Here is a 14,698-nt window from a genome sequence, read left to right on the forward strand (position 1 = left end):
TGCAATTGATAAATTTTACTGTCGCGTCCGCGCCATGGCAGAACGTCAATACAGACACAATACAGGAGCAGGAATGCGGCAATTGATTGGTGAAATCATATCGGAAACGAACACAACGGCGCGCAGCGATGGCGCCGACGATCCGCATCTGTGGCTGGAAGACGTCAGCTCCGGCGCGGCGCTGGACTGGGTGCGCGCGCGCAACGCCGCGTGCGAGCGGGAACTCGAAGGCCGCAGCGGCTTTGCGGCGCTGCGCGAGCGCCTCGGCACCATCCTCAACGACAAGGCCAGGATTCCCTACATCAGCGAGCACGCCGGGCTGGTCTACAACTTCTGGCGCGACGCCGTCCACGTGCGCGGCGTGTGGCGGCGCACCACCCTGGAGAGCTACCGCGATGAGGCGCCCGTGTGGGAAACGGTGCTCGACCTCGACCAGCTGGCCGTCGCCGAACGCGAAAACTGGGTCTGGGCCGGCGCCTCCTCGCTGCCGCCGGCCGGCACGCGCTGCCTGCTGTTCCTCTCGCGCGGCGGCGGCGACGCCCACGTGGTGCGCGAATTCGACCTGGCCGGCAAAGCCTTCGTGGCCGGCGGCTTTGCGCTGCCCGAGTCCAAGTGCAGCGCGCGCTGGCTCGACATCGACCGGCTGGCCGTGGCCACCGACTTCGGCGAGGGCAGCATGACGACGTCGGGCTATCCGCGCATCGTCAAGGAATGGCGGCGCGGCAGCGCGCTGGCCGACGCCGCGACCCTGTTCGAAGCGCGCGCCGACGACCTGAGCGTATCGGCCTACAAGGACTTCACGCCGGGGTTCGAACACGAATTCGTCGAGCGCCAGATCGGTTTCTACAGCAGCGAACTGTTCCTGCGCAGCGAAGACCGCCTCGCGCGCGTCGACAAGCCCGACGACGCCAACGCCTACACCGTGCGCGACCAGCTGGTGATCGAACTGCGCTCGGACTGGCAGGTGGGCGGGCGCACCTACCCCCAAGGGGCGCTGGTGGCGGCCGATTTCGCCCGCTTCATGGCCGGAGAACGCGATCTGGCCGTGCTGTTTACGCCGAGCGCCACCGGTTCGCTGGACGGGGTGGCCATGACGGCCAGCGCCCTCCTCCTGACCGAGCTCGATAATGTGAAAAACCGCATCGTCGAGCTGCGCCATGTGGACGGCCGGTGGCAGCGGCGCGAGGTGAGCGCGCCCGCCTTCGGCGCCCTGGGCGTGAGTGCGCTCGACCCGGCCGGTTCGGACCAGTACTTCCTCACCGTGACCGACTTCCTGACCCCGACCAGCCTGTACCTGGGCCGGGTGGGCAGCGACCGGCGCCAGCCGCTCAAGGCGATGCCGGTGTTTTTCGAGGCCGGGCCGTACATCGTCAAGCAGTTCGAGGCGGTGTCGAAAGATGGCACGCGGGTGCCGTATTTCGTGGTCATGGACCGGAAAACACGGATGGACGGGCGCAATCCCACTGTCTTGTACGGGTATGGCGGCTTCGAAATCGCCATGAAGCCGTTCTACAGCGGCGTGACCGGGGAAGCCTGGCTGGCCCGGGGCGGCGTGTACGTGCTGGCCAATATCCGCGGTGGCGGCGAGTTCGGGCCGCGCTGGCACCAGGCGGCGCTGAAGGAGCAGCGCCAGCGCGCGTTCGACGATTTTCTGGCGGTGGCGCAGGACCTGATCGAGCGCAAGGTGAGCAGTCCGCGCCATCTGGGCATCATGGGCGGCAGCAATGGCGGCTTGCTGGTGGGCGCGGCGATGACGCAGCGGCCGGACCTGTTCAACGCGGTGGTGTGCCAGGTGCCGCTGCTCGACATGCGGCGCTATCACAAGCTGCTGGCCGGGGCCTCGTGGATGGGCGAGTATGGCGATCCGGAGGTGGCCGCCGAGTGGGAGTATATCGCGCGTTATTCGCCGTACCACAATGTGTTCAAGGACAAGCGCTATCCGCGCATGCTGTTGACCACCTCGACCAGGGACGACCGGGTGCACCCGGGGCACGCGCGCAAGATGGTGGCGCTGATGGAGGCGCAGGGGCATGACGTGCTGTATTGGGAGAACCTGGAGGGCGGGCACGCGGGGGCGGCCAACAACGACCAGCAGGCGCAGATGTGGGCGCTGACGTACACGTTCTTGCTCGAGCAGTTGCGCTGATCAGCGATCATTGAGGCCCATGCCATCGAGGATCAGCGGTATGCACGCTTCCACCCGCGCGGCGCGGGTCCTGGCCAGCCTGGCGCCGCCAAAATGCAGCAGGTAGGCGCGCTGGCGGCCGGGCGTGAGCGCGTCGAAGGCGCTCCTGAGCGCGGGCAGCTGCGCCAGCCTGGCCTGGAATTCTTCCGGCACCGGAAACTCGGCCGTCTCGCGCCTGGCGACCGTGAGGCCTGCGCGTTCGACCGCGATCGCGTCGGCGATGCAGGCTTTCAGGGCCGCGCGCCGGCGCGTGATCTGCGCCGTGGCGGTGAAGCGGATCTGGCGCGCCGACTGCACGTTCTCGGTCTGCCTGACCAGGATGCCCTTGGGGTCCTTGAGCAGCGCGCCCTTGAAGAACAACAGCGCGCAGTACTCCTTGAAGCCGTGGATGAGGACAATGTTCGCGCCTTCGTGCACATAACATGGCTGGCCCCACTTCAATTCCTCGGTCAGGCCGCAGTCGAGCGCGATCGCTCGCAATAGCGCAAACTCCTCGCGCCAGCTGGCCGCCCGCCGCAGCATCGCGTCGACCTTGGGATTGGTGCCGCTATCGTCAGTCATCGCCGGATTCTCCCTCATGTGTCAATCAGTCCTGGCTGGACAGCACCTGGTCGAGTGCGGCCATCAACCTCGGCCAGCCATATTGCGCCCCACGGTATGCCTGCTCCTGCTCCGCACGGAAGCCCGTCTGCTCCATGCGCAGGCGCGTTCCGGTGCCGACGGGCGACAGCGTCCAGGTCACCACGCTGTCGAGCCCCATGGCGGACCAGGTGTACGACAGGGAGCTCTCCGCTTCGATCACGAGAACCTGGCACGCGACCGCGCCCCAGTCGGCGCTGAAGGTGAAGCGATGGTCGGGCGTGAGTGCGAAATCGCTTTTCATCAGCCAGGCGTCGATCAGGTGCGGCTGGGTCAGCGCGCGCCAGATCTTCGCGGGCGCATGCGCAAAGTCGCGTTCGACGACAACGGTGCGGGTGTCGAGCGAGGCGTCGTTCATTGGTCCATCCTTTTCAAGAGCTCGTCCAGGGAGTCGAAGCGGCTTTCCCAGAAAGCGCTCATGCGCGATGTCCAGTCCAGCATGGGAGCGAGCGCCTGCGGCTGCGCGCTGAAATGGGTCTGCCGCCCGGCGTGCCGGTCGCGCACCAGGCCCGCTTCTTTCAGATGCTTGAGGTGCTTGGAGACGGCCGGCTGCGACACGCCGGCCTGGGCGGTCAGCGCGCCCACGGTCAGTTCGCCGTCGCGGCACAGGCGCTCGAAAATGGCCCTGCGGGTCGGGTCCGCCATGGATCTGAACAGCGCGTTGACATCATTTTGCATGTGGAACTCATAACTGGTTGGCTATGAATCCAATTATAACCATGCGGTTATGAATAGATCAAGCGGAATTCGACACGTTGCGGCGCTGTCGCGTCAGCGCAAAAAAATCCGCCTTGAATATCGATTAACGCAAACTTGCGTGCGATTGCGTGTATCGCGCCAGCCATCGAGCGTCGCCGCGACGCCCTTCCCGCCCCGCTTTCCGCCTGTCCACCCTGACAATCCTGCCAGCTTTCCGCACCCGGCGCACGGGTTTGTAATAGTTCGTCAAGCGAACTTGTCCACGCGCCGATCAATCCAACCACGACTGGAGCCATCACCATGGCACACCTGACAACATTTCCTCCGCAGCTCTCCCCCGCCCAGCCGGCGGCCCTGCGCGAGCCTTCCCCGCGCATGCCGGGCGGCGGCATGTTCTGGAGCCCCGGTATCGGTCTCGGCGCGGGCATCATCCTCGAACTGTCGGGCGATATCGACAGCCTCTCGCAGCGCATCGCACAGCTGCCCGAGCGCGCCGGACGGGGCCGGCCGATGGTCACCCAGTACCTGTTCATGGTCAAGACCCTGGCGGCGGCCTGGGCCGCGCGCAGCCGGCCCGCCCTGCACACCGCCCTCGACGGCCTGCGCCACCTGGGCGAGAGCCTGCTCGCGCAGGATGCGCCGCCGCTGGCCACGGCGCTGCTGAACATGTTTCACGGACGTCCCTCGGGCGGCCCCGGCGCGGTGCGCCTGATCGACGGGCTGGTGCGGCGCCTGGCGGCCCCGGCCGATGCGCTGTCCGCTCTTGAACAGGATGTCGGCAGCTACCTGGCGCAGATGGGGCGCGCCTCGGGCGAACTGGAAACCGACACGGTGATGGTGACCGAGCGCCTGCAAGCGGACCATGTGCACGCTTTCATCCTGGCGCAACAGGTCAATACCTTGCAGGGACGGCTGGCCGAAGCGCGCGCGCGCTGCCACAGCCACTGGCTGGCCGGCCCGGACGCGGGGGAAGCGCGCGCCGATATCGAGAAACACAGCAGCGCACTCGACAGCGTGATGCGCCAGCTCGACCATATCCGCGAGGGCCAGAGCGCGATGATGGCCGAAGCGGTATATCTGCAGGGCTTGCTGCCGACGCTGTCGGCCTATTTGAGCGGCATGGACCGGATCGGCGCCGGCATCCGCATTGCCGCCGCCGGCACGCGCGCCCTGCGCGCCGAGCTCGACGACCTGAAAAATGTGTTGCTGGCCGGGCCTGCGGCAAGCAGCACGGCGCACACCCAGTTGCAGGCGGCCCTGCCGTCCTGGCGCATGCTGACGGCGCGCATTGCCGCCTTTCCGTCCGCCGCCGCCGTGGGCAGCGAGTGACTCAGGAGGCCAGGCGCGCTTCGAACATCGCTTCGTAAGTGCCGGCAATGTCCACATACAGGGCGACCGCGCGCTCGACGCCGATCTGGACCGGATCGCCGAAGCGCGTGGTCAACACCCCGGCGCGGCGCAGCAGGCGCTCGATGGCGACCGTGGTGACCGTCACATACTGGTCCAGCCCGGCGTGATGGCCATAACTGATGATTTCGCCAATTGATTCCATGGTAATCTCGGAAAAGCCGAAGCGCGGGTTGCCGTCGGTTTCGATGGCGAAGCGCGACAGTTCCCAGATGCGGGCATTCTCGGGGGCATCCTGGCCGTGCAGGAGCTGCGCAAAGGAATCCTTGAGCATATAGGGGCCTTCGGTCGGCAAGATGCGCCAGCAGCCGCGCAGCGGTCCGCCGCCCGGCTCGCGAATCATCATGTACAGTGGCTCGAGGGCGTCGTAACCATCAATCTCCATGCCGCTCATGATCGGCACTTCCCAGCCCAGCCGGTCCTTGAAGACCTTGGCACGCAGTTTGTGCATCTCCCACAGGTCGCGCGACTTGAATTCGCGCCGTGCAGCGATTCGAATATGCAGAGCCATCTTAGGTACCTCGCTTTAAGTAAAAGTTATGCTGCTTGCATGAAGAATCATGCAAAAATTGCATTAGCATAACTAGTAGAGTTGCTAGGTGGCCTGTAAGCACAGTGAATGGAATACTGCCCTTTTGTTTGCGAGGAACGGTATGGCTCAGGATTTCAACTACCAGACGACGGCCGTGGCAGAACAGCGCGGCGAGATCGATCACGATGGCGGCGCTGCGCATGCAGGTACGATAGCCAGCACGCCCCACAGCGAGTTAAAAAGGTTCAGGATCAGCAAGCGCGAAAGCCAGGAAAAATTCTGGGGACGTTTCGGCGTGACGCAGTCGAGCGGCAGCCGCTTCGAAACCGGGCTGGGCATTCCAGCGCCGGTGGCCATCCTGGTGAAGCTGTATGTGAAGGGTAAGCTCAGCGATGGGGATCTTCCGGGCTGATGATGCCCAGGCTGATCGCCTTGACCAGTGCCTGCTGCCGGGTGTTGACGTTGAATTTCACGCGGATGTTACCGATATGAAAATTCACCGTCGCCTCGGAGCAGAGCACGATCTTCGAGATTTCCCATGAGGACTTGCCGACCATGACCCAGTTGAGCACCTCCAGCTCGCGCTTGGTCAGGCGCGGCAGCGGTTCGGCGCCCGGCTTGGGCGCGACGAATTTGAGCGAGGACTCGAAGGCATAGTCGCGGATCAGCGACAGCGACGGCATCAGCTGGCTGATTGTGCTGTCGAACTCGCCGTTGGGCGGGGCGTCGGAAGCAAAGCTGACCACCCCGAACTCCCCGCTCGGCCCGTGGATCGGAAAGGTAATGCCGGAGCGGATGCCGTAGCCGCAGGCTTCCTCGTACATCTCGCGCTGGCCGGGGGCGTGGAAGGTATCCGGTTCCCACACGATCGGCAGCGAGCTGGTCATGCAATGGGCGACGGTCGGGTCGACATAGTGGAGCTTGTCGGCGTCGTAGCGGGTGCGCCAGGCAGGCGCGTAATTGCTGTGCAGGAACGCGGTCTCGAGCTTGACGTGCTTGGAGCCGACCGATCCATACAATACCTGGTCGAATCCCTGGTCGTAGGCCAGCGAAAACAGGGCCGAACTCCAGCCATTCTCCTGGTCGCTTTTCAAAAGCGTCATCAGTTGTCCCATTTTCACCATTGCCGTCACTCCCTTTTGTTGCCTATTTTACACAAATATCGCGTAGTGACACTAGCGCGTGCTTTGCGATTAACTAAAACGCTGAGAAATGTAACTATTTGTTAGCATTCTAGGCGCTTCGCAAGGGCTGCGCCGGACAAATTCAACTTACAATTCCCAACAGAAATGAAACTAATAGTTACGTCGGGTTGACTTACGCCGTACAGCCAAACCCGTAGCGTAATCACAACATTGCCATGGCTGGCAACGAATTGTGCGTCGTGGAAATCTATTCTTGGGTAGGCTCTGGCAACTCGACGTTACCATCGTATCCGGATAGGGTAAGCTACCGGCCGGGAGGCTGATGAGGCCGTATTACCCGGCCCCACTTGACTGGCTGGCGCACTGGTATACAGTTGCTGTTCCCGTCGTAAAGGGGCCCCTGAAGAATGTGATCGGCAGCCAACTACAACCAGACCTACCGCACCGTGCAGATCATCCCGAAAGTGTTACTAGTCAACGATGACGCAGCCAGCCTGCTGGCGCTCGAAAGCCTGCTGTCCGCGGCCACGCGCGCGCAGCACTACGCGCTGCTCAAGGCCAGCTCCGGCCACGAAGCGCTGCGCATGGTGCTGACCCACGATTTCGCCGTGATCCTGCTGGACGCGAACATGCCCGGCATGGACGGCTTCGAAACCGCCGAGGCGATCCATTCGCACCCGCGTTCGAGCGCGGTGCCGATCATCTTCATCACCGCCCACTACGGCGACGAACGCCATCGGCTGGAAGCCTACAGCAAGGGCGCGGCCGACTATTTGTTCACCCCGGTTATCCCGCAGGTGCTGCAAACGAAGGTGGCGGTGTTCGTCGACCTGACCCGCAAGAACCTGGAGCTGCAAGCGAAAACGCGCGAACTGTCGCTGCTCAACCAGGACCTGCGCGTGCAGCGCGTGCAAGACCTGGAGCGCATCAACCGCGCGCTGGAGCAGGAGGTGGCCGAACGCAAGGTGGCCGAGCAGCGCGCGCAGGCGCTCTCGATCCGCGATCCGCTGACCAACCTGGTCAACCGCCGCTCGCTGATCGCCCAGCTCGAACACGCGGTCGCCACGGCCGACCGCCACGGTGGCGAATTCGCGCTGCTGTTCCTCGATCTGGACCGCTTCAAGCAGATCAACGACACCCTGGGACACGAAGTGGGCGACGAATTGCTGCGCCAGGTCGCCGCGCGCCTGCTGGCGGCGGTGCGCGTGTCGGACGTGGTGGCGCGCCTGGGCGGCGACGAATTCGTGGTGCTGCTGGAGGGGCGCGGCGCGGCCGCCAACGCGGCCAGGGTGGCGCGCAAGATCGAGCAGGCGCACACGCGTCCCTTCGAGATCAACGGCCAGCGCATCGCCACCTCCACCAGCATCGGCATCGGCCTGTACCCGCAGGACGCAAACAGCGCCGCGCAGCTGATGAAAAACGCCGACACCGCCATGTACCACGCCAAGCAGCACCGGCGCGGCAGCATCGAATTCTTCCGCGAAGAGCTCAACACGCGCGAACGCGAGCGCGCCCAGTGGGTGGCCGAACTGCAGGCCGCGCTCCAAGGCAAGCAATTCGAACTGCTGTTCCAGCCGCGCGCCGCCCTGCCCGACGGCGCGGTCGTAGCGGTCGAAGCGCTGCTGTACTGGCGCCATCCGCGCCACGGCCTGATCGCCGCGGCGCGCTTTTTGCCCGACGTGGCCGATAGCCTGCTGCTCGAACAAGTGTGCGAATGGATGCTGGGCGCGGCCTGCGCCGAAGCGGCGGCCTGGCGCGCCGGTTCAGCGCGGACGGCGGCGCAGGTGGCGCGGGTGGTCATGGCGGTCGACCTGGCGCTGCTCCAGATCCGCCCCGAACTGGCCGCGCGCGTGCTGGCGCACCTGCGCGCCTGCAAGCTGCCGGCCGGCTGGCTGGAGCTCGAAATTCCCGAACACCTGCTGCTCGACACGCGCGACAGCGCCGCCGTGCTGCGCCAGCTCAAAGCGGCCGGGGTGCGCCTGACGGTCGACGACTTCGGCAGCGCCGGCGCGGCCCTGGCCATGCTGCGCGACCTGCCGTTCGACGCCATCAAGATCGACCGCGCGTTCGTGCGCGCCATCGGGGTCGAGCGCGGCACCGACATGGCGGCCGCCATCGTCCACCTCGGGCGCGCGCTCGGCCTGCGCGTGCTGGCCCAGGGTGTGCACAGCGCCGAACAGCTGGCCGTTTTGAAGTCGCTCGGCTGCGACGAGTACCAGGGCGAACTGCTCAGCCCTCCCCTGTCCGCAGCCGGCATGCTGGCACTGCTGCAGGCCCGACCGACCAACCAGATAACGAGCCCGAACACGAGTCAGGCCGCTCTTTCAACTCCCAAAAAACGAGGACAAAGCCGATGAACAACATGACCGACATGGCCGATGAACTGGACATCAAGCTCCTGCTATCGACCCTGATGGCGCTCAAAAAAGGCGACTTCACGGCGCGCATGCCATCCGACTGGAGCGGCATTTCGGGCAAGATCGCCGATACCCTGAACGACATCATCGAGACCAAGGAAAAGATGGTGCAGGCGGTCACCGACGTCTCGCGCGTGGTCGGCGCCGAAGGCAAACTGGCGCAGCGCGCCTCGGTCCCGAACGTGGTGGGCGGCTGGGCCACCATCATCAGCTCCGTCAACACCCTGATCGACGACCTGGTGCGCCCGACCACGGAAATGGCGCGCGTGATCGGCGCGGTGGCCAAGGGCGACCTGTCGCAGACCATGGCGCTGGAAGTGGACGGCCATCCGCTCAAGGGCCAGTACCTGCACGCCGCCACCACCGCCAACACGATGGTGGCGCAGCTCTCCTCGTTCTCGTCGGAAGTCACGCGCGTTGCGCGCGAAGTCGGCACCGAAGGAAAACTCGGCGGCCAGGCGCAGGTCAAAGACGTTGCCGGCACCTGGAAGGACTTGACCGACTCGGTCAACTCGATGGCGGGCAACCTGACCTCGCAGGTGCGTAACATCGCCGAAGTGACGACGGCCGTGGCCAATGGCGACTTGTCCAAGAAAATCACGGTGGACGTGCGCGGCGAGATCCTGCAACTGAAAGACACCATCAACGTCATGGTGGACCAGCTGCGCTCCTTCGCGTCGGAAGTCACGCGCGTGGCGCGCGAGGTGGGTACCGAAGGAAAACTCGGCGGCCAGGCCTACGTGCCGGGGGTGGGCGGCACCTGGAAGGACTTGACCGACAACGTGAACTTCATGGCGTCCAACCTGACCGGCCAGGTGAGGAACATCGCGGCGGTGACCACCGCCGTGGCGAACGGCGACCTCTCCAAAAAAATCACGGTGGACGTCAAGGGCGAGATTCTCGAACTCAAAAACACCATCAACGTGATGGTGGACCAGTTGTCTTCTTTTGCGTCGGAAGTGACGCGGGTGGCGCGCGAGGTGGGTACCGAAGGCAAGCTCGGTGGCCAGGCGCAGGTGAAAGGCGTGGCCGGTACGTGGAAGGATTTGACCGACTCGGTCAACTCGATGGCGGGCAACCTCACCGGCCAGGTGCGCAACATCGCGGACGTGACCACCGCCGTGGCGAACGGCGACTTGTCGAAGAAGATCACGGTGGACGTCAAGGGCGAGATCCTGGAACTGAAAAACACCATCAACGTGATGGTCGACCAGTTGAACTCCTTCGCGTCGGAAGTGACGCGCGTGGCGCGCGAGGTGGGCACCGAAGGCAAACTCGGTGGCCAGGCCAACGTGCCCGGCGTGGCCGGCACCTGGAAAGACTTGACCGACGGCGTGAACTCGATGGCGGGTAACCTCACGGGCCAGGTGCGTAACATCGCCGACGTGACCACCGCCGTGGCGAACGGCGACCTGTCCAAGAAAATCACGGTGGACGTCAAAGGCGAAATCCTGGAGCTGAAAAACACGATTAACGTGATGGTGGACCAATTGTCCTCCTTCGCGTCGGAAGTGACGCGCGTGGCGCGCGAAGTCGGTACCGAAGGAAAACTGGGCGGCCAGGCCTACGTGCCGGGCGTGGGCGGCACCTGGAAGGACTTGACCGACAACGTGAACTTCATGGCATCCAACCTCACCGGCCAGGTGCGCAACATCGCGGCGGTGACGACCGCCGTGGCGCGCGGCGACTTGTCGAAAAAGATCACGGTGGACGTGAAAGGCGAGATCCTGGAACTGAAAGACACCATCAACGTGATGGTGGACCAATTATCGTCATTTGCATCGGAAGTGACGCGGGTGGCGCGCGAGGTCGGTACCGAGGGCAAGCTGGGCGGTCAGGCCAACGTGTCCGGCGTGGCCGGTACCTGGAAGGACTTGACCGAAAACGTCAACCAGCTGGCCGCGAACCTGACCAACCAGGTGCGCGCGATTGCCGAGGTGGCGACGGCGGTGACGCGCGGCGACTTGTCGCGCTCGATCCAGGTGGAAGCGCGCGGCGAGGTGTCCTACCTCAAGGACAACATCAACGAGATGATCCGCAACCTCAAGGAAACCACGCAGAAGAATGCGCAGCAGGATTGGCTCAAGACCAACCTGGCGCGCTTTACGCGCCTGCTGCAAGGGCAGCGCGACTTGCAGGCGGTGACAAAGCTGATCCTGTCCGAACTGGCGCCGCTGGTCTCGGCCCACCACGGCGTGTTCTACATGATGGACTCGCAGGAGCTCGACGCGCGCCTGCGCATGATCGCCAGCTACGGCTACCGCTCCAGCCGCAAGCTGGCCACCTCCTTCCTGCCGGGCGAAGGGCTGGTCGGCCAGTGCGCGCTGGAGAAAACCCGCATCTGGCTGACCGACGTGCCGCGCGATTACATCGTGGTCTCGTCGGGCCTGGGCGCGGCGCCGCCAACCAACATCGTGGTGCTGCCGATCCTGTTCGAGCAGCAGGTCAAGGCGGTGATCGAAATCGCCTCGCTCGACCGCTTCACCGAAACCCACCTCTCCTTCCTCGACCAGCTGATGGAGTCGATCGGCGTGGTGCTCAACACGATCGAAGCGAACAGCCGTACCGAGTCGCTGCTGACGCAGTCGCAGTCGCTGGCGCAGGAACTGCAGCAGACCAACCAGGAACTGGCCGAAAAGGCGCGCCTGCTGTCCGAACAGAACATCGAGGTGGAACGCAAGAACCGCGAGGTGGAGCAGGCCAAGCTGGCGCTGGAAGAAAAGGCGACCCAGCTGGCGCTGTCGTCCAAGTACAAATCCGAGTTCCTGGCGAATATGTCGCACGAGTTGCGCACCCCGCTCAACTCCCTGCTCATTCTCGCGCAGCAGTTGTCGGATAACCCGGAGGGCAACCTCTCGGGAAAGCAAGTAGAGTTCGCAAAGACGATCCACGGTTCCGGATCGGACCTGCTGACTCTGATTAATGACATTCTCGACCTGTCCAAGATCGAATCCGGAACCGTGACACTCGACGTGTCGGAATACCGTTTCTCGAACTTGCGTAACTACGTCGACCGCACCTTCCGCCACATGGCCGAAGCCAAGCACCTGGGCTTCACGGTGCTGCTGGCGGACGCCCTGCCGACCGCCGTGATGACCGACACCACGCGCCTGCAGCAGGTGCTGAAAAACCTGCTGTCGAACGCCTTCAAGTTCACCAGCCACGGCGAAGTCGCGCTCGAAATTTCGATCGTCACCAGCGGCTGGACCAGCGACCACCCGAACCTGGTGCATGCCGACGCGGTGCTGGCGTTTTCGGTGCGCGACACCGGCGTGGGCATTGCGTCCGACAAGCTGCAACTGATTTTCGAAGCCTTCCAGCAGGCCGACGGCTCGACCGCCCGCAAGTACGGCGGCACCGGCCTCGGGCTGTCGATTTCGCGCGAACTGGCGCGCCTCCTGGGCGGCGAAATCCGGGTCGAATCGGTGGTCAACACCGGCTCCACCTTTACCCTGTTCCTGCCTTACAACCGGGCCGGCTTCATCAACTACGACCAGGCGCGCCAGCCGCAGCCCGCACGCCTGGCGCCGCCGCCGTCGACCGTGGTGGTTGCCAGCAGCGTGACGGCGCACGACGGCAGCGCGGCGGCGGCGCAAGGGCAACTGGTCGAATACCCGCCGATGCTGGACGACCGCGGCCTGATCGCGCCGGGCGACCCGTCGGTGCTGATCATCGAGGACGACGAAACCTTCGCCAAGGAGGTGATGGAATTCGCGCGCGAGAAGAACTTCAAGGCGATCGTGACGCACCAGGGCGACTCGGCGCTGTCGCTGGCGCGCGACTACCTGCCGTCGGCCATCCTGCTCGACCTCGACCTGCCGCACATCGACGGCTTCACGGTGCTCGACCGCCTGAAACGCGACCCGAGCACGCGCCACATTCCGGTGCACGTGATGTCCACCCTGCACGAGCGCGAACGGGCACTGCGCCAGGGCGCCATTTCGTATATCGGCAAACCGGTCGAACGCGACGCGCTGCAAGAAGAATTCACGCGCATCCAGAAGTTCTTATTGGGCGGCAAACGCAGCCTGCTGGTGGTCGATGACGAAAAAATGCAGCGCGATTCGATCGTGGCCCTGATCGGCGACGCCGACCTGCGCATCGTGGCCGTGGAAACCGGCGAAGCGGCTTTGGCGTCGCTGCGCGGCTCGCACTTCGACTGCATGGTGCTGGACCTGACCCTGCCCGACATCAGCGGCTTCGATCTGCTCGACGTGATCGGCAAGGACCCTGCCCTGCGCGACCTGCCGATCGTGATCTATACCGCCAAGGAATTGAGCCGCAAGGAAGTGACCAAGCTCAAACGCTACGCCAAGACCATCGTCATCAAGGATGCGCGTTCGCCCGAACGCCTGCTCGATGAAACGGCCCTGTTCCTGCACCGCTCGCACGCCTCGCTGCCGGAACTGCAGCGCCGCATGCTGGAAGAAATCCACGCGGCCGATGGCGGCCTGGCCGGACGCAAGGTGCTGATCGTCGACGATGACCTGCGCAACATCTTCGCCCTGTCGTCGCTGCTGGAACGCCAGCAGATGCAGGTCTCGTTCGCCGAAAATGGCCGCGACGGCATCGAGGTGCTGGAAAACGACCCGACCATCGAGATCGTTTTGATGGACATCATGATGCCGGAGATGGACGGCTACGACACCATGCGCGCGATCCGGCGCATACCGAAGTTCAAGTCGCTGCCGATCATCACCTTGACCGCCAAGGCGATGAAGGGCGACCGCGACAAGTGCATCGCCGCCGGAGCATCGGACTACATCACCAAGCCGGTCGACGTGGCCCAGCTGCTGTCGCTGATGCGGGTGTGGCTGCATTGAACGGGCCGCTTCGGCAGGCCGGTGCGCCGGCCATCGAGGAGCTGGAAATCGACCTGCTTCTGGAAGGCGTTTTCCAGCGCTACGGCTTCGACTTCCGCGCCTACGACCGGCCCGGCCTGAAACGGCGGGTGCTGGGCTTGATGGCCGAGCGCGCACTGGCGACGGTGTCGCTGTTGCAGGACCGGGTGCTGCACGACCCGGCTGCCGCCTCGACCCTGCTGCGCGCGCTGAGCGTGCGGCCGGCGTTGCTGTTCGACGACCCGGAACAGGTGCGCCAGACGCGCGAGGTGCTCGCTGGCTGCCTGCGCGCGTCGGCGCTGCCCAAAGTGTGGCTGGCCGAATGCGCGCATGCGGAGGAAGCGTGGTCGCTGGCGATTTTGCTGGCCGAGCAGCAGATGCATCATCGCACCGAGATTTTTGCCACCGTCGCCAACGAGGAACTGCTGGCCGAAGCGCTGGAGGCCAGCATTCCGATGGAGCGCATGGCGCAATACCAGGAGAACTACCTGAAAAGCGGCGGGACGGCCCACCTGGCCGATTTTTTCGAGGTGCGCGGCAAGCGCGCCGTGCTGCTGCCGGCGCTGCGCAGCCGCATCACGTGGGCCCAGTACAACCTGGTGACGGATGCCTCGTTCAACGAATTCCAGCTGATTTTATGCCCGCGCGCACTGGCCGATTTCGGCCCGCTGCTGCGCCAGCGCGCGCTGCGCCTGTTCCACGACAGCCTGGCGCTGTTCGGGGTGCTGGGCATCGACCGCGAACTGGCGCCGGGCGACACGCTGGCGACCAGCTACCAGCCGGTGTTCGCGCACCAGGCGTGGTACAAGCGCGTCGCGTAGCGCGTCGCGTAG

The 14,698-nt window shown here is 64.7% G+C and carries 11 protein-coding genes; 6 read left to right on the forward strand and 5 right to left on the reverse strand.

Annotated elements, in window-relative coordinates:
• Nucleotides 1-73 precede the first annotated feature (73 nt).
• Nucleotides 74-2,146 carry a prolyl oligopeptidase family serine peptidase gene (locus F2P45_RS15765; protein ID WP_166876793.1) on the forward strand — a complete coding sequence of 691 codons (2,073 nt, stop codon included), beginning with the start codon at nucleotides 74-76 and terminating at the stop codon, nucleotides 2,144-2,146.
• Here the strand turns inward: F2P45_RS15765 and F2P45_RS15770 are convergent, their stop codons facing one another.
• The 3 genes from F2P45_RS15770 to F2P45_RS15780 are packed head-to-tail and all read right to left on the reverse strand — an operon-like array spanning nucleotide 2,147 to nucleotide 3,502.
• Nucleotides 2,147-2,746, reverse strand: a complete 600-nt coding sequence (locus F2P45_RS15770) for a YdeI/OmpD-associated family protein (protein WP_166876796.1) — start codon at nucleotides 2,744-2,746, stop codon at nucleotides 2,147-2,149.
• A 25-nt stretch (nucleotides 2,747-2,771) separates the two neighbouring features.
• Nucleotides 2,772-3,182, reverse strand: a complete 411-nt coding sequence (locus tag F2P45_RS15775) for an SRPBCC family protein (protein WP_166876799.1) — start codon at nucleotides 3,180-3,182, stop codon at nucleotides 2,772-2,774.
• On the reverse strand, nucleotides 3,179-3,502 hold the full coding sequence (locus F2P45_RS15780; RefSeq protein WP_166876801.1) for an ArsR/SmtB family transcription factor: 324 nt from the start codon (nucleotides 3,500-3,502) through the stop codon (nucleotides 3,179-3,181). Before F2P45_RS15780 ends, F2P45_RS15775 begins: the two co-directional genes overlap by 4 nt.
• 321 nt (nucleotides 3,503-3,823) lie before the next feature.
• Here F2P45_RS15780 and F2P45_RS15785 point away from each other — a divergent pair, with 321 nt between their 5' ends.
• Nucleotides 3,824-4,852, forward strand: coding sequence for a hypothetical protein (locus tag F2P45_RS15785; protein ID WP_166876804.1), 1,029 nt, complete (start codon nucleotides 3,824-3,826; stop codon nucleotides 4,850-4,852).
• A 1-nt stretch (nucleotide 4,853) separates the two neighbouring features.
• Here F2P45_RS15785 and F2P45_RS15790 read toward each other — a convergent pair whose 3' ends face one another.
• The gene (locus tag F2P45_RS15790) at nucleotides 4,854-5,441 is read right to left on the reverse strand and encodes an acyl-homoserine-lactone synthase (protein WP_166876807.1); all 588 of its coding nucleotides are present in this window, start codon (nucleotides 5,439-5,441) and stop codon (nucleotides 4,854-4,856) included.
• Between the two features lie 142 nt (nucleotides 5,442-5,583).
• Here F2P45_RS15790 and F2P45_RS36225 point away from each other — a divergent pair, with 142 nt between their 5' ends.
• The gene (locus tag F2P45_RS36225; protein WP_229505104.1) at nucleotides 5,584-5,874 is read left to right on the forward strand and encodes a helix-turn-helix domain-containing protein; all 291 of its coding nucleotides are present in this window, start codon (nucleotides 5,584-5,586) and stop codon (nucleotides 5,872-5,874) included.
• Here F2P45_RS36225 and F2P45_RS15800 read toward each other — a convergent pair.
• Nucleotides 5,849-6,565 carry a helix-turn-helix transcriptional regulator gene (locus F2P45_RS15800; protein WP_166876810.1) on the reverse strand — a complete coding sequence of 239 codons (717 nt, stop codon included), beginning with the start codon at nucleotides 6,563-6,565 and terminating at the stop codon, nucleotides 5,849-5,851. The two genes, F2P45_RS36225 and F2P45_RS15800, sit on opposite strands and share 26 nt — an antisense overlap.
• A 488-nt stretch (nucleotides 6,566-7,053) precedes the next feature.
• On the opposite strand from F2P45_RS15800, the gene F2P45_RS37260 reads away from it, so the two are divergent.
• From F2P45_RS37260 to F2P45_RS15815, 3 genes are read left to right on the forward strand one after another with little or no spacing between them, the layout of a single operon-like run.
• Nucleotides 7,054-8,964, forward strand: coding sequence for a putative bifunctional diguanylate cyclase/phosphodiesterase (locus tag F2P45_RS37260; protein WP_370663262.1), 1,911 nt, complete (start codon nucleotides 7,054-7,056; stop codon nucleotides 8,962-8,964).
• Nucleotides 8,961-13,847, forward strand: coding sequence for a hybrid sensor histidine kinase/response regulator (locus F2P45_RS15810; protein ID WP_166876812.1), 4,887 nt, complete (start codon nucleotides 8,961-8,963; stop codon nucleotides 13,845-13,847). Before F2P45_RS37260 ends, F2P45_RS15810 begins: the two co-directional genes overlap by 4 nt.
• Nucleotides 13,835-14,686 (forward strand): CheR family methyltransferase, encoded by an 852-nt coding sequence (locus tag F2P45_RS15815; RefSeq protein ID WP_370663263.1) that lies wholly within the window; start codon nucleotides 13,835-13,837, stop codon nucleotides 14,684-14,686. Before F2P45_RS15810 ends, F2P45_RS15815 begins: the two co-directional genes overlap by 13 nt.
• Nucleotides 14,687-14,698: the final 12 nt, after the last annotated feature.

Origin of the sequence: Massilia mucilaginosa, from assembly GCF_011682145.1 — a bacterium.
Lineage (GTDB): Bacteria > Pseudomonadota > Gammaproteobacteria > Burkholderiales > Burkholderiaceae_D > Telluria_A > Telluria_A mucilaginosa.